The following is a 17,759-nucleotide window of genomic DNA, read 5'->3' as shown; positions in this document are numbered from 1 at the left end:
TCCGGTTAATCCTGTTTCGGCTTATTGCCCGTGAACTTGAAGGCCAGCATGGTGATGTCGTCGGACTGCTGGGCTCCGCCCGTAAATTTCTTGATGGACTCGTCCACCGTGCGCACCACGACGTCCACGCCCTGCTGCCGCATCCCTTCGAGCAGCTCCAGCAGACGCTCTTCGGAATACAGCTCCTTGGAACGGTTCATGGCCTCGGTCACGCCGTCGGTGTAGAGGAAGAGCATGTCCCCGTGCGCCAGGGTCATGGTCCGCGTGGTGTAGCTCATGCCCGGCATGGCCCCGGCCATGGGCTCGTTCAGCGGCGGCACGAAGCGGACGCCCTCCGCGTCCAGGATCACGGGCGGGTTGTGCCCGGCGCTGGCGTAGCGGACCTCGCCCGTGGCGATGTCCAGGATGGCCAGGAACAGCGTCACGAACATGCAGGAGTCGTTGTCCTCGGCCAGGTCGTCGTTGACCTTGCGGAGAATCTCGCCGGGGCTTTCGCTCTGCGGGGCCACGGCCTTGAGCAGGGTCTTGGTCACGGCCATGAAGAAGGCCGCGGGCACGCCCTTGTCCGAAACGTCGCCCACGAGGAAGCAGAAATGCCGCTCGTCGATGAAGAAGAAGTCGTAGAGGTCGCCTCCGACCTCCTTGGCCGGCTCGATGGAGGCGTAGACGTCGAATTCCTCATGCTCCGGGAACGCGGGGAAAAGCTTCGGCAAGATGCCCATCTGGATGTCGCGGGCGATGCGCAGCTCGGATTCGATGCGCTCCTTCTGGGCGGTGGTCTCGGTCAGGCTGCTGATGTAGCGGCGCAGGGAATCGCGCATGTGCGCGAAGGACTCGGCCAGCTCGCCGACCTCGTCCGCCGAGTCGATTTCCGGCACTGCCGCGCCGAGGTTGCCCCCGGCGATCTCCATGGCCGCGCCCGAAAGCTCGCGCAGGGGCCGGGTGATGCTCCCCGCGACCCAGAAGACACCGCCCGCCATGAGCAGAAAGCCCACGCCGCCCATGATCAGGAGGTTGCGCGAGAGCACGGTCGCGTCGCGCAGGACTTCGTCCTTGGGAAAGAGGAAGCCCAGGGACCAGCCGCCCACGGGCAGCGGCGTGTAGAAAAGAAAGCTGTCCTTGTTGCCCTTGACGCTGACGCGATCCATGAAGGCCGTGCCGCCCTCGGTCATGTCCCGGCCCAGATCCCAGAGCGCCTGCTCGCCGCGCTCCTCGGCCAGGGAGAAGATCGTATAGTTGAGCATCAGCTTCTTGAGCGGGTGGTAGATGAAGGTGCCGTTGCGGGAGATGATGAAGGAATAGCCCGAATCGTAGAGCTTCACCTCCGAGGCGATCTTCTGCATCCAGGAGAGCGGGATGTCCGCCGTGACGACCCCGGCGAAGCGGCGCTGGCCGTCCACCAGCCGGTAGAACGGGGCCGCGTAGGTGGTCATGATCACCCCGCCGCCGCCCTCGTCGAAATACGGCTCGGTCCAGGTCGGGGCGTCCAGCTCCTTGGCCAGCTGGTACCAGTCCATGTAGAAATAGCGGTAGCCCGGTCCGCCCAGCTCGGTGGTGCGGACCCCGTCCTTGTCGCGGTAGCTGTAGGGCGCGAAGAAGAGCCGGTCCTTGGTCATGCCGAAAGGCTCGAAGGCGATGGCCATGCCGAAGATGTCCTCGTTGCCCTCGACCACGCGCCGCGCCAGGGAGGTGATTTCGCCGCTGGTCAGGGAGGCGTCCTCCAGGGCCAAGGCGATGTTGCGCACGACCTCCTCGATGGGCTTGACCTCGGAGGCGATGTGGTTGGCCACCTCGCGGCCCAGGGAGCGGCTGTTTTCCTCGGCCTGGCGCACGATGATCCCGCGCGCGAAGAAATAGTTGTAGCCCAGCACCGCGCCGAAGAGCAGCACGGAAACGCCGAGCACGAGACCGGCCAGCCGGAAGGCGAGGCTGTGTCTGTCGAGCCGTTTACCGGTCATTTTCCGGTCCCTTGTAGAAGTCCTCGTACAGCGGCGCCTGCCGGATCACGTCGGAATCCTTGAGCACTCCGACCACGTGGCGGAAGGTCTCCGGATCGAGCACCGCGCTGATCCCGCCGCTCCCGGAAGGCTCGATGACGTCCTTCATGCGCCGCAGCATCCAAAGCTGGTGCACGCGGGTGGCGGGCAGCCCCGCCTCCTCCATCTTGGCCATGATCACGTCCAGGGTTTCCTGCTCGTGCGCGAAGGCGTATTGCCAGCCCTCGCGGGTGGCCTCGACCACGGCGCGCACGACCTCGGGCCGCTGCTCCGCGGTGGAGCGCAGGCAGTAGATGCCGTCCTCCGGAAAGTCGAAATCCGTGTCGCGGAAGAAGATGGGCTCCAGCTCGTTCTCCCGCAGCCCGGCGGAGAGGATGGTGTGGTACTCGTTGTACCACATGCCCAAGGTGGCATGCACGGCCCCGCGCAGGAAGAGGTCCATGGACGCGCCCAGCGGCACGTAGACCGGATTCACCCCCAGGCTGCGGAAGAGCGCCCGGGGCTGGATCTGGAACTCGTTGGCCCACATGGAGAGCTTGCGGCGGTCCAGGTCCGCGGGCTTGCGGATGCCCATGCCCTTACGGGTGATGATCATCAACGCGGAATGGTGCAGGAACTGTCCCACGTTGACCAGGGGCATTCCCGAATCGTAGCGCTCCAGGGCCGTGGAGAGAAACATGGTGCAGAAGTCCGCGTTGCGGGAGTCGAGCCAGTCCGAGGCCACCCGGTCCGGGCCGCCCGGAATGAGCATCATGTTCACCCCGCGCGCCTCGTAAAAGCCTTTTTCCCGGGCCATGTAGAACCCGGCGAACTGGGCCTGGGGCGTCCACTGGAGGATCAGCGAGGCGCGCTCCAGCCTCTGCCCGGCCCGCGCCGGTCCCGGCAGCGCAGCCCAGGCCAGCAGGCAGAGGCAAAGCAGCGGCGCAGCCAGCCGGATCGCTGCGCGGGCGGCGCCGGAAAACGGGAACGTCATGAATCCGCGCATCCCGCCTACCTCCCCAGAGCCTTTTCAAATTCACGCACGCGGCCCATCCAGACCTTGCCCGCCATCTCGCCCTTCCAGGCCAGACGGGGATTGATGCGATAGACCAGCGAGCCGTTCACGCGGGTGTAGAGCAGCCAGCCCTTTTCCGCGAGCCTGTCCGAGGCGGCGAAGAGCCGCGCCTGGTCCACTCCGAGCAGGGCCTCGGCCTCCTCGCGGTCGAGCATGGCGTAGTTGTCGAAACGGATGCGCCCGGCCACGAAGCAGGCCAGCCGCCGTTCCAGGTCGCCGAAACCGTCGTCCGTGAGCAGGGCCTGCAACTGGTGCTGGCTGAAGGTCACGGAGGCGCTGTCCACCTCCACCCGGCGGGTCTGGCGGGCGTGGTCCAGGGACTCCACCCCCCCGTTGAGGAAATGGTAATCGGTATAGCCGTTGGCCTGGAGGAAATATTGCAGCCAGCGGGACTGGCTTCCATCCGAATCGAAGATCAGCAGCCGTTTCTCGGTCCAGATGCGGTTGGTCACGGCCTCCAGCAGGGACTCCATGGGAATGTTGCGGATGCCCTGGAGCTTGGGCTCGTAGTCGCGGTGATAGACGTCGCGGATGTCGATGACCAGGGCGCTGGAATCATAGGCGGCCAGCTCGAAATCGGGGTATTCCAGCAGGTGCTTGCGGTAGAGCGACGGAGAGATGACCCGTTCCAGGCTCGCGGGCGAGTTGCCCATGAGCGTAGCCTTGTCCGGCGCCGCCGCGATCCAGGCGAAAACGCCCGCGTCGTAGACGAAGACGTTCTTCCAGCCCTCGCCGACGGCCTCCTGGGCCGCCCGGAAGGCCCGCGAGCAGGCCGGGTCGTTGCAGTAGAAGACCAGCGGGGCCGAGCCGTCCCGGGTCCGCAGGCGCTCCAGGATGCGCAGGATGCCGCCGTAGGCCAGGGGCGCGTTCACGGCCTTGTTGATGCGCGCCACGTCGAACTCGAAATTGCTGCGCACGTCCACGATGATGGCGTCGGCGTAGATGCCGAGCAGGGTTTCGGTGTCGATCACCTGCACGGACGGGTAGAACGGACGCAGAGGGAAGTCGTCCTGCGCAAATGCCGCGGGCGCGCCGCCGGGCAGCGCCGCGCAAAGCAGGGCCAGGCACAGCGCAGTCAGGACTCGAACCGTTTTCAGCTCCATCACCGCTCCTTTTCACGACCCAACCTATACGATTCGGACTGGGAATGACAAGGCTTCTTCACTCCGGGACCGTAACCGCCAAACGGTTCGGCAGGGGAGCTTTGCGGAATGGGCCGGACGCAGACGAGACGGATGGGAAAAGAGGAAAACCGGGCACACCGGGAAGGCGGAAAGGGGGGAGGACGGCGGACCGCCCTCCCCGCGCGAATCACAGAAACAAGGCGTAGAGAGTCGCGCCGACCATGACGCTCACGAGCGCGCCGTTCACGGCCAGAAGCGCCCGGCCCCGTCCCAGCGCCCGGAGCAGCCCGGCCCCGGCCAGCCCCCAGAGGCTGTGGAAGCTGATCTGGAAGACCATGAAGGTGCCCACGAAAACCAGGGCCTGGACCGCCAGGGGCTGGGACGGGTCCGAGAACTGGCTGAAACCGACCACGAGCATGGCCCAGCTTTTCGGGTTCAACGGGTGCAGCACCAGCCCCTCGGCAAAGCCGAAGCCCTTGCGCAGGTCCGGCTCGGCCAGCTGCATGCGCAGGATCTTCACGGCCAGATAGACGATGTAGGCGGTGCCCGCCACGCGCATGACCAGCCGGGCCGCGGGCGAGGCCGCGAACACGCCGCCCAGGCCCAGGGCCACGAGCACTCCGAGCGAGACGAATCCCAGCGAGCTTCCGGCCAGGAAGGGCACGGCCCTTGCGAAGCCCGCGGTCTGGCCGATGGCCAGCATGGAAAGGTTGCCCATGCCGGGCGTGCCGGTCATGACGACGACGAAAACGAGAAACGGTAAAAACTGGTGGGACATGCTTCCTCCTCCGCGACTCCGCTCCCCGCCTGGCCGGGACGGGGCGCTGCGCGGCCAATGCCTGTTGCGCCGATCGGCTTGATTGTCCCAGAGGTAGCATTGACATTGTATGGATTCAATGGAATTATTGTACGCATGACAATATGGAACCCTCTCCTGGAAAGCGGCGGTCCCAAGTATCTCGCCCTGGCGGACGCCCTGGAACGGGACGTGGCCTCCGGCGAACTGCGGCCGGGCCAGCGCCTGCCCACGCACCGCGAGCTGGCGGACCAGCTCGGCCTGAACGTGACCACGGTCACGCGGGGGTACCGCGCGGCCGAACAGCGCGGGCTCGTCTCCGGCACCGTGGGCCGGGGCACCTTCGTCTCCTCGGACGCGGCGGGCTCCTCGGCCATCGTATCCCTGGAGCCGCATCTGCCCGGCACCGTGGAGATGGGCCTGATCACCCCGCTCTACCACCTCGACCCGGACGTTTCCGAAGGCATGCGCAGGGTGCTCGCCCGGCGCGACCCCGCCGCGCTGATGCGCTACGGCGACCCGCGCGGCCTGCCGGAACACCGCGCCGCCGGAGCGGACTGGGCCTCGCGCTACGGGCTGGAAGCCAGCCCGGACAACGTCCTGGTCTGCGCCGGGGCGCAGCACGCCCTGGCCTGCTGCCTTTCGGGCCTGCTGCGGCCCGGCGAGCGCATCGCCGTGGACGCCCTGACCTATCCGGGGGTCAAGACCCTGGCCGCGCAGCTCGGCCTGCGCCTCGCCCCCGTGGAGATGGACGCCGGGGGCATGCTTCCGGAAGCGCTGGACGCGGCCTGCCGCCGCGAGGAAATCAAGGGGCTCTACCTCATGCCCGGCGTGCACAATCCCACCTCGGTGCGCATGTCCGAACGCCGCCGGGACCGCATCGCGGAAACGGCCCTGCGCCACGGCCTGACCGTGATCGAGGACGACGCCTACGACCTGACCGCGCCGGACCGACAGCGGCCCGTGGCCGCGCGCCTGCCCGAAACCGGCGTCTACGTGGCCGGGCTGTCCAAGGCCCTGGCTCCGGGGCTGCGCGTGGCCTTCCTGGCCGCGCCGAAACGCCTGGTGCCCGCCCTGGCCGGGGCCGTGCTGAACACGGTCTGGATGGCTCCCCCGCTGAGCGTGGAGCTGGCCGCGCACTGGATCAAGGACGGCACCGCGGACCGCACCGTGGCGGCCAAGCGCACGGAAGCGGCCCGGCGCATGCGCATCGCGGAGGCGGCCCTGGCCGGGCAGCGCTTCTCTGCGCAGCCGTCGGGCTATTTCCTCTGGCTGGAATTGCCGGGTGCGGCGTCCGGGGCGCAGGGCTCGGACGCGAACGGAAACGCGGGACCGGACGCGGGCTGGACCGGAAGGGAATTCGAGGCCCGCGCGCGCGAGGCCGGGGTCAGCCTGTTCGGTGCCGAACGCTTCACCGTGGGCGACGCCCGCGCCCCGCGCGCGGTTCGCCTCTCGCTCACCGGGCCTGCGGACGACCGCGAGCTGCGCCGGGGCCTGGGCGTGGTGGTCCGGCTTCTGGAAGAGGCCGCAGGCAGCGCCCTGCCGGAACCGGCGACCCTGCTCTGAGGCCCGCTACAGCGCGAAGCCGAAGGCCGCGCCGTTCGCGTCGAGATAGGCCTGGAGCGCGTCCAGGCCGATGAGCGGCGCGGGCGACTGGGGCAGCGGGTGGACCTTGCCGCGCAGGAAGACCGCGTGGCCCTCGTCCCAGGTGCTCTCCGGGGCGACCTTGTTCATGAGCACGCCCCCCAGGGGAATCCTCATTTCATCCAGCCCCTCGAAGATGCGTCCGGCCTCGGCAAAGGAGAGCCGGTCCGGGTTGACCACGATGTGCACGCGGCAGGCCTCCCCGTCCTGGAACACGTCGCGCAGCTCCGTGAAGAACTTCTGCTGCTTGCCCAGGCGCGAGCTGATCTTGTCGCACTCGATCTCGCATTTGCCCAGGTGGATCTTGGTGATGATCTTCTTCTTTTCCATGATCTCGCAGCGCAGGGCCAGGAGCTGCTCCAGCCAGAGCAGCGAGAGCGCGGGCAGGCTGAAGAACTTCATGGTCAGGGCCGTGGGCGGCATGTCGTAGATGATCACGTCCGGATCCGGATTCTTCTCCCGATAATGCTTGAAGGCCAGAAGCAGCGCGTATTCCTCCAGTCCCGGCGAATGCTTGATCACGTTCATCCGGTTTTCGAGGTTGAAGGCCGTCTGGTAGGTGTAGGTGCGCCGGACCTGCTCCTCGATGCCGTGCAGCCAGGCCTTGATCCAGGCGTCGATGTCCGCCTGGGCCACGCTCAGGCCGGGCGCCACTTCGCGGGGCCGGGCCTTGAAGTCCATGTCGAAGATGTCCGCCTGGTTGTGGGCCGGGTCCAGGGAGACGAGCAGCACCTTGCGGCCCGTGCGCGCCAGGTGCAGGGCCGTGAGCGACGAGGTGGTGGACTTGCCCACGCCGCCCTTGCCCGCGTGGAAGTAATACCGCTGCATGGGGCCTCCGGGGCTCGGCTAGAAGGAATCGAACATGGAAAAGAGGTCCGCCAGGGGATCCTGGGCCGTGCAGGCCCGGTTGGCCATGAGTACCAGCTCCTTTTCCATGTCGGGCAGAAGTTCCAGGGAAATATACATGGGCGGGGCCTGAAGCCCCACGAACGCGCCCAGGGTCAGCAGGCTGAAGATGTTCTCCAGCTCGCGCGTCTCCCACTCGAGGCGGTCCGTGGCCTGATGCTTGTGGATCTCCTCGGCCAGTTTCCAGCCGTCGCGCAGCTTGCCCCATATTCTGGCGGGCAGCCGGGCCGCATGTCGGGCCAAGCTTTGCTCCGCTTCCCGCTTGGGGCCGTTTCCCGAAGCGCCGCTCACGCCGCACGCCCCTGTTCCGCGCCGTCCGCAGCCGAGCCGTACCGGCCCACGCGGAAGAGCCGCATCTCGTGCGCGACCCGCTGCGGCGAGGGATAGTAGTAATACGCGGCGTACAGCGCCGCGAGCAGGCTTCCGGCCACGTGGAAGAGATTGGCCTCCAGCACGTAGGCCGCGACAGCGGCCCAGACCGACGGCAGGGACACGCTGAGCAGCAGCTTTTCGAATTCCAGAAACGCTTCGGGATCCACGCTCCGCTTCCCGGCCACCCGGTTCACGAACCGCGCCCGCAGCGGGATCGGGGCGGCCAGGGCCAGCACCGCGGCCAGGATGAACAGCGCGGGCCCGGCCACGGCCGCGGAAACGCCCTGCACGGGATTCACCAGGGCCAGGGCCTTCAGTCCCGCCCAGAGGGCCGCGACCACGGCGGCGGGCCCCACCAGGAGCAGGTAATGGCGCAGCAGGGTCCGGCGGATGTCGCGGCTTTCGGCGCCGTGGGCGGCGGTTTTCGGGTCGTTCTCGGCGGGCATGTTCTCTCCGGAAGGCCCGGCCGGGCGAACCCGGCCGGGGTCTGTCGTTGTCGCGTCGAAAGCCTCGGCTAGGGAGCGTCGTGAAGCGCTTCGGTTCCGTCCGTCTTGAAGAAGCGGAGCAGGCCTTCGACGATGACCCAGATGGACACGCCGAGCACGAGCATGTTCAGGGTCATCAGCAGCATGTTGTCCTTGGCCGCGTACATGCCCTGGTTGATCATGATCGCCCAGATGGTCATGGAGGCCAGGAACAGGGCCGGGATGCCCGACAGGATCCAGGTCAGGCCGCCGCGCCGCTTGAGATAGACCGTCACGGTGGTCAGCACCAGGGCCGCGAGGATCTGGTTGATGCAGCCGAACAGGGGCCAGAGCGAGAGAGCGCCCTTGCCGTTGGCGCCGGAGCTGAAGGCCAGGCAGCCCGCCAGGAACACGGCCACGGCCGTGGAGAAGTACTTGTTGTTGAACAGGCCGCTCAGCGGGGTGGAGCTGAACAGCTCGGTCAGGGCGTAGCGCTCGATGCGGGTGGCGGTGTCCATGGTGGTTCCGGCGAAGGAGGCCACGAACACGCCCATGATGGCCATGGCCACGCCATGCGGCATGCCGATGGTTTCGATCATGTTGGCCGCGCCGACCACGAAGGCCGCGACCTTGGAGCCGAGGCCCGCGGCGGCGGCCCAGGAGGCGTAGTGGGTGGTCCAGGCGGCCAGGCCGGTCAGGGCCACGCCGTCCTTGGTGGTGTATCCCAGGCCGATGCCCGCGGCCACGGCCACGATGACCAGGGTGGACAGGGTGGCCTCGGTGAGCATGCCGCCGTAGCCCACGAAGAGGGCGTCCTCCTCGCTGCGCACCTGCTTTGAGGTGGTGCCGGAGGAGACCAGCGCGTGGAAGCCGGAGATGGCCCCGCAGGCGATGGTGATGAACAGGAACGGGATCATGGACGGCGCGCCTTCGGGAGTGGCCTGCACGGCCGGGGCCACGAAGGTCAGGCCGTCGCCCGCGAAGGAGGCCGCGAACACGCCCACGACCATCAGGGCCAGGGCCACGAAGAGCTGGTGCGAGTTGATGAAGTCGCGCGGCTGGAGCAGCAGGGTCACGGGCAGAGTCGAGGCGATGAAGGCGTAGATCAGCAGCGCCACGGTCCAGGAACCGGTCGGGGGCATGCCCGCGATGGTCGGCAGGTTGACGGGCACGTAGGTGCCGATGACCACGGTGACGTACATTAGGACCACCGCGCCGATGGACCAGGTCAGGCTGTTCACGCCCTTCTTGTAGATCATGTAGCCGAGGAGCATGGCGATGGGCACTTCCAGCCAGACGGGCAGGACCGAGGCCGGGTACATGTTGAAGATCACCGCGATGACCAGGCCGAAGATGGCGGTGATGATCAGCAGGTCGAGGAAGACGACCACGAAGAAGAAGATCTTGGTGCGCGGGCTGATGTACTTGGCCGTGAACTCGGACACGGACTTGCCCTGGTTGCGCATGGACAGGATCAGCGCGCCGAAGTCGTGCACCGCGCCCATGATGATGCTTCCGAAGAAGATCCAGATCATGGCCGGCACCCAGCCCCAGATGACCGCGATGGCCGGGCCCACGATGGGTCCGGTGCCCGCGATGGAGGTGAAGTGGTGACCGAAGATGATTTCCTTCTTGGTCGGCACGAAGTCGTGCCCGTCGTCAAATTCCACCGACGGCGTCTTCGCGTCCGCGGAAAGGGCGAAAATCCTTTTGCCGATGTACCGGCCATAGAGGCGGTACATGATGAGGTAGCCGAAAAAAGCGGCCAACATCATGATCAAGGCGTCCATACGCGTCCCTCCAGTAGGTTTGCATTGCGTCCGGCCCTGCGGCGCTCGCGCACGGCGGGCCGCACCTCCCGGCCGGACATTGCCGGAACCCTACGGAGGATTCCTTCATCCTTTCAATAGGAAGGGTGCAAAAAGCACTTTTTGGGGATGAACGGCACTCAGGCCGAACTGAAATGCAGAGGAGGGGCTTTCCGGCGCGGATCAGAGCGCGCTGCGGCGGGGAACCGTGAACGAGACGCGCGTGCCCTGGCCGGGTCGGCTCTCGATGCGCAGGGTGTGCTCCGGCCCGTAGATCTGCTCCAGGCGGCTGTTGCAGTTGCGCACGCCGATGTGGTCGTTTCCGGCGTATTCGCCGTCGCCGTTGAGCAGCGCGTCCACACGGCTGCGCTCGATGCCCACGCCGTCGTCCTCCACGTCCACGGTGAGCAGGTCGTGCTCGCCGCGCACGCGCAGCCGCACCAGCCCGCCCTGCTCCCGGCCCAGGATGCCGTGCTTGACCCCGTTCTCCACCAGGGGCTGGATGATCAGGCTGGGGATGAAGCAGTCCTCCAGATCGGGAGCCACGTCCAGCTCGCTCCTGATGCGTTCGCCGAAGCGGGCCTTCTCGATCTCGAGGTAGGAGCGGACCTGCTCCAGCTCGGCCCGGAGCGGGGCGAAGCTGCCGTCCGCGCCCAGGTTGCGGCGCATGTACAGGGCCAGCTCCGAGAGCAGCGCCCGCGCGCGCTCCGGCTTGGTCCGGCAGAAGGAGCCGATGGTGTTCAGGGCGTTGAACAGGAAATGGGGATTGATCTGGGTTTGCAGGCGGCGGATCTCGGCCCTGGCCAGCAGCTGGTTCTTGATCTGGATGTCCTCCAGTTCCAGCTGGGTCGAAAAAAGATCCGCAAGGCCCTTGGCCAGCTCGAAATGCACCTCGTCCAGGCGCACGTCCTCGGTGCCGTAGAGCTTGAGCGCGCCCACGATGCGGCCGCCCTTGCGCATGGGCACGATGATGGCGGCGGACAGCGGACAGCCCGGCTCGTCGCAGCCGATCTCCTCGCGCGAGCCCAGGAACACGGGCGCGCCCGTGCGCAGCACCTTGCGGGTGGCCCGCGTGCGCAGGGCCTTGCCGGAGACGTGGTGGTCGTCGCCCGCGCCGATGTGGGCGAGCACCTTGGTCGTGTCCGCGATGTCCACGGCGGCCACGGGCACGCGCTCCCAGATGATGGAAGCCGTGGCCCGCGCCGATTCGCGGTTCAGCCCGGAACGCAGGTGGCCCACGGTCTTGTTGGCGATGTCCAGGATCTGGTGAATGCGGCTGGAGTCGCGCCGGCTGCGGTACTCGAAGAGCATGTGCAGGGACTGCACGAAGAGCACCGCGCCGAAGGTGTTCACCGAGATCATGGGAATGGCGATGACCTTGACCAGGGCCAGGGCCTGGTCGAACGGCTGGGCCATGGTCAGGACCATGATCTGGTGGGTGGTCTCGCCCACGAGTCCCACCAGCAGGGCCACGCGCCAGTTCAGGCTGTTGCCGCGCAGGCGGTGGAACACCCAGCCCGCGAAACAGCCTTCGAGAAAGGTCGCCAGCCCGCAGGGCAGGGAGCTGAACCCGGACGGATCGATGAGAAAGCGGTGGCCGCCCGCGATGAGCCCCGCTCCGAAGCCCACGACCGGACCGCCGAGCAGCCCCGCGGTGATCACCGAAACCCCGCGCAGGTTGGCGTAGGACTCGTAGACCACGTCCCCGCCGTAGGTGCCGAGAATGCCGAAACAGCCGAAGATCACGGCCAGGACCAGCCGATAGCGCGGATCGGGCTTGCGGATCACGCCGAGCTTGCCCAGGGGCGTGAGCGAGAGCACGAACAGGCCCATGGCCAGCATGGCCCCGAAACGCTCGATGAGCGTGAGCAGCAGGTTGAGTATGTAGTAGGTCATCTCTCCCCGCTCCCCGGCCTCAGATGCCGAGGCATTGCTTGAAGTCCTTGACGCGGCTGCGGCTCAGCGTGACCTCGGTCCCGGCGTCGTCGTCGAGCACGAGGCTGTATTTCCCCCCGGTCCAGGGCGCGAACTCGCGCACCCGCTCCAGGTTGACCAGCGTGCCCCGGTTGGCCCGGAAAAACGCCTGCCCGCGCAGGCGCTCCTCCAGCTCGTCCAGGGTTCCCGTGCCGTGGCAGGGAAAGCTCTCCGTGCGCGTATGGACCAGGATGTGCTTGTCCTGCCGCTCGCAGTGCGTGACCTCCGAGGCGTCCAGGAGCTGGATGCGCCCGCCCGTCTCCACGGTCAGCCGGACCAGCGCCCCGGAGGGAGGTCCGGCAACGGCGTCCCGGACCAGGGCGGCCAGCTCCGGCTGGAGCGGGCCGGATTCCCGGCTCCTGCGCAGCAGCCCGCGCACGCGCTCCACGCTCTTTTGCAGCCGCTCCCGCGCCACGGGCTTGAGCAGGTAGTCCACGGCGTTTTCCTCGAAAGCGCGCACGGCGTAGTCGTTGTAGGCGGTGACGAAGACGAACAGGGGCGGGTCGGGCAGGCAGAGGGATTCGCGGAGCACGTAAAAGCCGTCGCGGCCGGGCATCTGGATGTCGAGGAAAACGAGGTCGGGCGTAGTCTCGCGGATGGCGCTCAGGGCTTCGCTGGCGTTGCGGGCCTCGGAGACTTCCAGGTCCGGAAAGCTCGCCAGCAGGTAGGCCAGCTCGTCCCGCGCCGGGGGTTCGTCGTCCACGAGCAGGGTCCGGATCTTCATGGCGTGCCCCGGTCCGTTCCGCCCAGGCGGCGATACTCCCGCCGGGTGAAGAAGGAATAGCTGCGCAGGGTCGTGGTCCCGGTCCATTCCTCCCCGGCGCCCGGCCCGCCGTCGATCCCTGCCCGGTTGACCCGCTCGTAGGCGACCTTGCCGCGCAGACGGCGCTTTGCGCGGGCCGCCGCGATCTCGTCGCGCAGCCAGTCCGCCCTGAAAAAGGCCCGGCGGCCGAAAATCCAGACCGGGAAAAGGCTCGCGGCCATGAGCGCGAAGAAAGCCAGGCGCACGGGGCCTTGCGGGGGAATCGCTCCGGGAGCGGCCAGCGCGAAAGCCATCAATCCCAGGCAGGGCAGCGCGGAAAGCAGGAGCAGCAGTCGCCGCCGCCGCACGCAGCCGTCGCAGACGGCTTCGCTCCCCCGGCCCTGGATCTCGAAGGCCGTGACGACCTCCCTGGTGCGGCAGCAGGAGCCTTCCGTGCGCTCCCGCATGGAAAGCTGCTTGCCGTAATAGTAGACTCCCCGGCCGAGGCCGTCGCAGGAGCCGCAGCCCGCGCAGCATTCCTTCCGCTCTTTGTCCATGCCTCCGCGCATACTAGAAAATCACGTCCGTTGTCCATGCCGGATAGCGGCGAACAAAGGCCGAAGCGCAACGCGAGAAGCGGCTCTATTGCCTTTTGCGCAGCCGCGGCTTACCCTTGGCCCCATGGTCGGGCCTGCGCCCGAAAAACGCGCTCCGGGAAAAACATGCTCAAACCGAACATCCGACAGAAAATCGTCTTCGGCATCGCCATCTTCACCATCTGCTTCGGCTGCATCGCCGTGCTCTCGTTCACGAACATCGACCAGCTGGAGCACGAGGTCCAGCTCGTGGAACGCACGGACGACCTCAGCAACCTGATCCTGGAAGCGCGGCGCGTGGAAAAGAACTTCTTTCTCTACAACGACCCGGCCCTGTTCACCCAGGGCGTGCGCTACGTGGACGAGGCCGCTTCCGTGCTGGACGCGATCATGCCGGAGATGAAGAACGCCCCGGCCCGCGCCCACGGCGCGACCCTGGCCACGGACCTGCGCGAATACCGCACGCTCCTGGACCGCATCGACCGCACTCCGGGCAGCGCCTCCCAGGACCGCGAGGCCGCCCAGCTCCTGCGCGAGGCGGGCCAGCGCCTCGTGGAGCACTCCCGCGCCGTGACCCGCCTGGAACGCCAGAGCATCCTGGACATCAACCGCGAGCTGCGCACCACCCTGGTGGTCTCCATGGGCGTCATCGCGGCGGTCATGCTCTCCCTCGTGCTCTTCGTCTCCTCCGGCATCCTGCGGCCGCTGCGGCGCGTGCAGGTCGCCACGCGCAACATCGCCCAGGGCACCTTCGCCCCGCTGCCCATCCGCAACGACCACGACGAGGTCCAGCAGGTCTTCGTGGCGCTGAACTCCATGGTCGAGCAGCTGGAAAAGCGCCAGATCCAGCTGGTCCAGGCCCAGAAGCTCTCCTCCATCGGCACGCTCTCCTCCGGCATCGCCCACCAGCTGAACAACCCGCTGAACAACATTTCCACCTCCTGCCAGCTGCTCATGGAAAACGAGGGCGGCAAGGACGCCTTCGCGGACCGGATGATGCGCAACATCGAGCAGGAAACGCTGCGCGCCCGCGACATCGTCAAGGGCCTGCTCGAATTCTCGCGCCACCAGGACTTCGCGCCCTCGCCCTTTCCCCTGTCCGCGGTGGTGCGCTCAGCCATGCGCCTCGTCTCCAGCCAGCTGCCCTCGAACATCGCCCTGACCTCGGACATCCCGGACGACCTCCTGCTGCGCATCGACCAGCAGCGGCTCCAGGAGGCCTTCATCAACCTGATCCTCAACGCGGTCCAGGCCATCGAGCCGGACGAGGGCCACATCCGCATCCGCGCCGAGCGCGAACAGCACCACGCCCTGATCACCGTGGAGGACGACGGTTCGGGCATGGACGCCAGGACGCTGGAACGCATCTTCGATCCCTTCTTCTCCACCAAGGAAGTGGGCCAGGGCACGGGCCTGGGCCTGTTCATCGTCTACGGCATCGTGGAGAAGCACCTGGGCCGCATCGACGCGGAAAGCACGCCCGGCAAGGGCACGACCTTCTCCATCCGGCTGCCCCTGCCCGAAGCGGTCGAGGGCGCAGCGGAAAACGCGCCCACGACGAGCGATCCCCATGCAGGAGCCGGGGCATGAGCGTCGCGCACATCCTCATCGTGGACGACGAGGCCATCGCCCGCGACAACCTCGACCATGTCCTGACCCAGGAAGGGCACGCCACCACCACGTCCGAAAACGCCGAAGCCGCCCTGCGCGAGCTGGACCGCAGCGAGTACGACCTGCTGATCACGGATCTGATGCTGCCCGGCATGGACGGCATCGGCCTGCTGGAGCGCGCGCGGGCCATGCAGCCCGCCATCCAGGCCATCGTGGTCACGGGCCACGCCACCGTGCCCACGGCGGTGCGCGCCATGCAGAAAGGAGCGCACTCCTACATCGCCAAGCCCCTGAACCTGGAGGAGCTGCGGCTCCAGGTGCGCAAGGCCCTGGAACAGCGCGCGCTCTCCGCCGAGGTGCTGCGCCTGCGCGAGGTCGTGGCGCGCGGCGGACGCGACTTCCCCCTCGTGGGCCAGAGCGAGGTCATGACCCGGCTGCGCAAGGCCGTGGAGCAGCTCGCCCAGATGAACTGCAACGTGCTCATCCAGGGCGAGACGGGCACGGGCAAGGAGCTGGTCGCGCGCGGGGTGCACATGCTCAGCCAGCGCTCCGAGGAGCGATTCATGGCCATCAACTGCGGCACCTTCACGGCCGAGCTGATGGACAAGGAACTTTTCGGCCACGAAAAGGAAGCCTTCACCGGGGCGCATCGCGGCCAGAAAGGCATCCTGGAGGTGGCCGACGGCGGGACCATGTTCTTCGACGAGATCGGCGAGCTGCCGCTGCACATGCAGGTCAAGCTGCTGCGCGTGCTGCAGGAGCGCAGCTTCCTGCGCGTGGGCGGCACCCGCGAAATCCCCGTGGACATCCGGGTCATCGCCGCCACCAACTGCGACCTGCGCGAGCACGTGGAGCAGGGAACCTTCCGCCAGGATCTCTTCTACCGCCTGAACGTGGTCACGCTGGAAGCCCCCCCCCTGCGCAAGCACCGCGAGGACATTCCCGTGCTCGTGGGACATTTTCTGGAAAAGCACCGCACCCGCGACCGAACCATCACGACCATCGACCCGGAAGCCCTGGAAATGCTCGTGAACTACCCATTCCCCGGCAACGTGCGCGAGCTGGAAAACATCGTCCAGCGCGCCCTGGCCCTGGCCAAGGGCGAAGCCCTGACCCCGGACCTGCTCCCCCCGGAGGTCCGCTCCTGTCCGGAAAGAGCGCCGCTGCTGACCCTGGAGGACACCGAGCGCCGCCAGATAGAGAAGGTGCTGCGCGCCTCCGGCGGCAACAAGACCCAGGCCGCGCGCATCCTCGGCATCGACCGCGTCTCGCTCTGGCGCAAGCTCAAGCGCCACGGGCTGGAATAGCCCGGCCTTGCTCTGAAACGGCCGCGCCAAGCCCCTGTCTGCCGCTCAGAGCCGACATTCCGTCTGCCACAAATCAAGTTTGAACCATGATGGGCATTGAGACGGAATTCTGGATTCCTCCTCTCTGTCAATAGGGAATTCTCGTCCTTTTGCATTCCATTTTCCCTCCATTGTCATCCCACCCCTAAGACCGGGGGTAGCCTTGCGGAAATCCCGCCGCGCGCATCATCCGATCGTCCGAAAGTGCGCGGCGGGCAATCAACCGCAAGGAGGATGGAGATGGAACAAAAATATTCACTGCAACTGGAGCGCGGCGGGCAGGGTCGGATCACCACCAAAAAAGAGCTTGCAAACGGTTGGTCCGTGCGTTGGGAATACCGCTATGACGCTGCTGGCCGACTGGCTTGCGTGAATCGCGACGGCACGGGCGTGGAGCTGTATCTCTATGATGCGCAGGACCGCCGCGCCGAGGACTATGTGCCCCTGCGGGGTCAAGCTGACCGTGCTTTCCGATACGGCCCGGACAACCGCCTGCTTCAGGCCGGGGACGCGCGCTACGAGCACGACGACAGAGGGTTCCGAAGCCGCAAGGTTACGCCCCAGGGCGAGACGCGCTACCACTATGCGCCCGACTACCGCCTGCTGGCCGTGGAACTGCCGGACGGCAAGGTCGTGGAATACGCGCACGACGAACACGGCCTGCGCAGCGCCAAGCACGTGGACGGCAGGCTGACGGAACGATTCCGCTGGCATGACCGGGCGCACCTGGCGGCCTGGTCCCATGCGGACATGGCGGGCGGGCAATGGTGGGAAGTGGCTTACGGCCAGGATGGTCGGCCCGTGGGACTGGTTACAAAAGATCAGGGGCAAGGTCAGGGGCAAGGCGCGGAAATTCTTCTGCATACGGACCAGATCGGCAGTGTGCGTATGGTTGAATTTCCGACCGAAGGCATGGTATAGGAAATCCTGTACGACGCCTTCGGCAATGTGGTGAAGGACGGCAACCCATACCTGCGCTCGCCCCTCGGATTTGCGGGCGGCCTGCACGACTGGGATACGGGACGGGTCCGCTTCGGCTGGCGGGATTACGATCCGGATACCGGACGCTTCACAGCCAAAGACCCCATCGGCGCTGCTGGAGGGGATTCGGATTGGTATGGGTATTGTTCGGATGATCCAGTCAATGGGCGGGATCCGCAGGGGCTTTATGAATGTAAAGACAACTCCGAAAAATGTGGAGACAAAAATATATATTGCAACCACAACACTTGTACCGAAAACTGCTTTCTGTGCGGAGACTATGAACCAATTACGAAAGATGATGTAAATATGATACGATCTTTCCCTGGCGTAGAGACACTATT

16 protein-coding genes are annotated in these 17,759 nt (G+C 66.7%); 5 read left to right on the top strand and 11 right to left on the bottom strand.

Translation table 11 applies throughout. The annotated features are described in order from the left end of the window. Positions 1-5 precede the first annotated feature (5 nt). The 4 genes from G452_RS0100560 to G452_RS0100545 all read right to left on the bottom strand — a co-directional run bounded on the left by G452_RS0100560 (position 6) and on the right by G452_RS0100545 (position 4,953). A complete protein-coding gene (locus G452_RS0100560) occupies positions 6-1,958 on the bottom strand; it encodes a SpoIIE family protein phosphatase (RefSeq protein WP_022660313.1) in 1,953 nt (650 codons plus the stop codon). Further along, positions 1,948-2,982, bottom strand: a complete 1,035-nt coding sequence (locus G452_RS0100555; protein ID WP_022660312.1) for an ABC transporter substrate-binding protein — start codon at positions 2,980-2,982, stop codon at positions 1,948-1,950. Before G452_RS0100555 ends, G452_RS0100560 begins: the two co-directional genes overlap by 11 nt. A gap of 5 nt (positions 2,983-2,987) precedes the next feature. Next, a complete protein-coding gene (locus tag G452_RS0100550; protein ID WP_022660311.1) occupies positions 2,988-4,154 on the bottom strand; it encodes a rhodanese-like domain-containing protein in 1,167 nt (388 codons plus the stop codon). Between the two features lie 208 nt (positions 4,155-4,362). Then, positions 4,363-4,953: a LysE family translocator gene (locus tag G452_RS0100545; protein ID WP_022660310.1), complete on the bottom strand. Its 591-nt coding sequence runs from the start codon at positions 4,951-4,953 to the stop codon at positions 4,363-4,365. A 135-nt stretch (positions 4,954-5,088) separates the two neighbouring features. On the opposite strand from G452_RS0100545, the gene G452_RS0100540 reads away from it, so the two are divergent. Continuing rightward, positions 5,089-6,537, top strand: coding sequence for an aminotransferase-like domain-containing protein (locus tag G452_RS0100540; protein WP_022660309.1), 1,449 nt, complete (start codon positions 5,089-5,091; stop codon positions 6,535-6,537). Positions 6,538-6,543: 6 nt separating this feature from the next. On the opposite strand, the gene G452_RS0100535 is transcribed toward G452_RS0100540, so the two are convergent. The 7 genes from G452_RS0100535 to G452_RS0100500 form a co-directional block, all read right to left on the bottom strand. Further along, a complete protein-coding gene (locus G452_RS0100535) occupies positions 6,544-7,443 on the bottom strand; it encodes an ArsA family ATPase (RefSeq protein ID WP_022660308.1) in 900 nt (299 codons plus the stop codon). An 18-nt stretch (positions 7,444-7,461) separates the two neighbouring features. Further along, positions 7,462-7,764, bottom strand: a complete 303-nt coding sequence (locus G452_RS0100530) for a hypothetical protein (protein ID WP_051141958.1) — start codon at positions 7,762-7,764, stop codon at positions 7,462-7,464. Between the two features lie 44 nt (positions 7,765-7,808). Next, positions 7,809-8,339 (bottom strand): hypothetical protein, encoded by a 531-nt coding sequence (locus G452_RS20290; protein WP_022660306.1) that lies wholly within the window; start codon positions 8,337-8,339, stop codon positions 7,809-7,811. 68 nt (positions 8,340-8,407) lie between these two features. Further along, positions 8,408-10,147 carry a carbon starvation CstA family protein gene (locus G452_RS0100515; protein ID WP_022660305.1) on the bottom strand — a complete coding sequence of 580 codons (1,740 nt, stop codon included), beginning with the start codon at positions 10,145-10,147 and terminating at the stop codon, positions 8,408-8,410. A gap of 201 nt (positions 10,148-10,348) precedes the next feature. Then, entirely contained in the window at positions 10,349-12,061 is a 1,713-nt protein-coding gene (locus G452_RS0100510) for a LytS/YhcK type 5TM receptor domain-containing protein (RefSeq protein WP_022660304.1), read from the bottom strand. A gap of 19 nt (positions 12,062-12,080) precedes the next feature. After that, entirely contained in the window at positions 12,081-12,863 is a 783-nt protein-coding gene (locus tag G452_RS0100505) for a LytR/AlgR family response regulator transcription factor (protein WP_022660303.1), read from the bottom strand. Further along, positions 12,860-13,438 (bottom strand): hypothetical protein, encoded by a 579-nt coding sequence (locus G452_RS0100500; RefSeq protein WP_027188891.1) that lies wholly within the window; start codon positions 13,436-13,438, stop codon positions 12,860-12,862. Before G452_RS0100500 ends, G452_RS0100505 begins: the two co-directional genes overlap by 4 nt. 165 nt (positions 13,439-13,603) lie before the next feature. Here G452_RS0100500 and G452_RS17435 point away from each other — a divergent pair, with 165 nt between their 5' ends. The 4 genes from G452_RS17435 to G452_RS21275 form a co-directional block, all read left to right on the top strand. Then, positions 13,604-15,067: a sensor histidine kinase gene (locus tag G452_RS17435; protein WP_022660301.1), complete on the top strand. Its 1,464-nt coding sequence runs from the start codon at positions 13,604-13,606 to the stop codon at positions 15,065-15,067. After that, on the top strand, positions 15,064-16,395 hold the full coding sequence (locus G452_RS0100490; RefSeq protein WP_022660300.1) for a sigma-54-dependent transcriptional regulator: 1,332 nt from the start codon (positions 15,064-15,066) through the stop codon (positions 16,393-16,395). Before G452_RS17435 ends, G452_RS0100490 begins: the two co-directional genes overlap by 4 nt. A 279-nt stretch (positions 16,396-16,674) precedes the next feature. Continuing rightward, on the top strand, positions 16,675-17,355 hold the full coding sequence (locus tag G452_RS17430) for a hypothetical protein (RefSeq protein ID WP_051141955.1): 681 nt from the start codon (positions 16,675-16,677) through the stop codon (positions 17,353-17,355). A 30-nt stretch (positions 17,356-17,385) separates the two neighbouring features. After that, positions 17,386-17,759 (top strand): RHS repeat-associated core domain-containing protein (locus G452_RS21275; RefSeq protein ID WP_162141256.1); only part of this gene is annotated, 374 nt, incomplete at its 3' end.

The organism is Paucidesulfovibrio longus DSM 6739, from assembly GCF_000420485.1.
Lineage (GTDB): Bacteria > Desulfobacterota > Desulfovibrionia > Desulfovibrionales > Desulfovibrionaceae > Paucidesulfovibrio > Paucidesulfovibrio longus.
Note: the sequence above shows the minus strand (reverse complement) of the source record. Positions and strands in the feature narration are given on the sequence as shown.

Bases quoted from the DNA above. Each gene is read 5' to 3' on its own strand.
- G452_RS0100560 (WP_022660313.1), bottom strand. From the start codon at position 1,958: ATGACCGGTAAACGGCTCGACAGACACAGCCTCGCCTTCCGGCTGGCC.
- G452_RS0100555 (WP_022660312.1), bottom strand. From the start codon at position 2,982: ATGCGCGGATTCATGACGTTCCCGTTTTCCGGCGCCGCCCGCGCAGCG.
- G452_RS0100550 (WP_022660311.1), bottom strand. From the start codon at position 4,154: ATGGAGCTGAAAACGGTTCGAGTCCTGACTGCGCTGTGCCTGGCCCTG.
- G452_RS0100545 (WP_022660310.1), bottom strand. From the start codon at position 4,953: ATGTCCCACCAGTTTTTACCGTTTCTCGTTTTCGTCGTCGTCATGACC.
- G452_RS0100540 (WP_022660309.1), top strand. From the start codon at position 5,089: ATGACAATATGGAACCCTCTCCTGGAAAGCGGCGGTCCCAAGTATCTC.
- G452_RS0100535 (WP_022660308.1), bottom strand. From the start codon at position 7,443: ATGCAGCGGTATTACTTCCACGCGGGCAAGGGCGGCGTGGGCAAGTCC.
- G452_RS20290 (WP_022660306.1), bottom strand. From the start codon at position 8,339: ATGCCCGCCGAGAACGACCCGAAAACCGCCGCCCACGGCGCCGAAAGC.
- G452_RS0100515 (WP_022660305.1), bottom strand. From the start codon at position 10,147: ATGGACGCCTTGATCATGATGTTGGCCGCTTTTTTCGGCTACCTCATC.
- G452_RS0100510 (WP_022660304.1), bottom strand. From the start codon at position 12,061: ATGACCTACTACATACTCAACCTGCTGCTCACGCTCATCGAGCGTTTC.
- G452_RS0100505 (WP_022660303.1), bottom strand. From the start codon at position 12,863: ATGAAGATCCGGACCCTGCTCGTGGACGACGAACCCCCGGCGCGGGAC.
- G452_RS0100500 (WP_027188891.1), bottom strand. From the start codon at position 13,438: ATGGACAAAGAGCGGAAGGAATGCTGCGCGGGCTGCGGCTCCTGCGAC.
- G452_RS17435 (WP_022660301.1), top strand. From the start codon at position 13,604: ATGCTCAAACCGAACATCCGACAGAAAATCGTCTTCGGCATCGCCATC.
- G452_RS0100490 (WP_022660300.1), top strand. From the start codon at position 15,064: ATGAGCGTCGCGCACATCCTCATCGTGGACGACGAGGCCATCGCCCGC.
- G452_RS17430 (WP_051141955.1), top strand. From the start codon at position 16,675: ATGGAACAAAAATATTCACTGCAACTGGAGCGCGGCGGGCAGGGTCGG.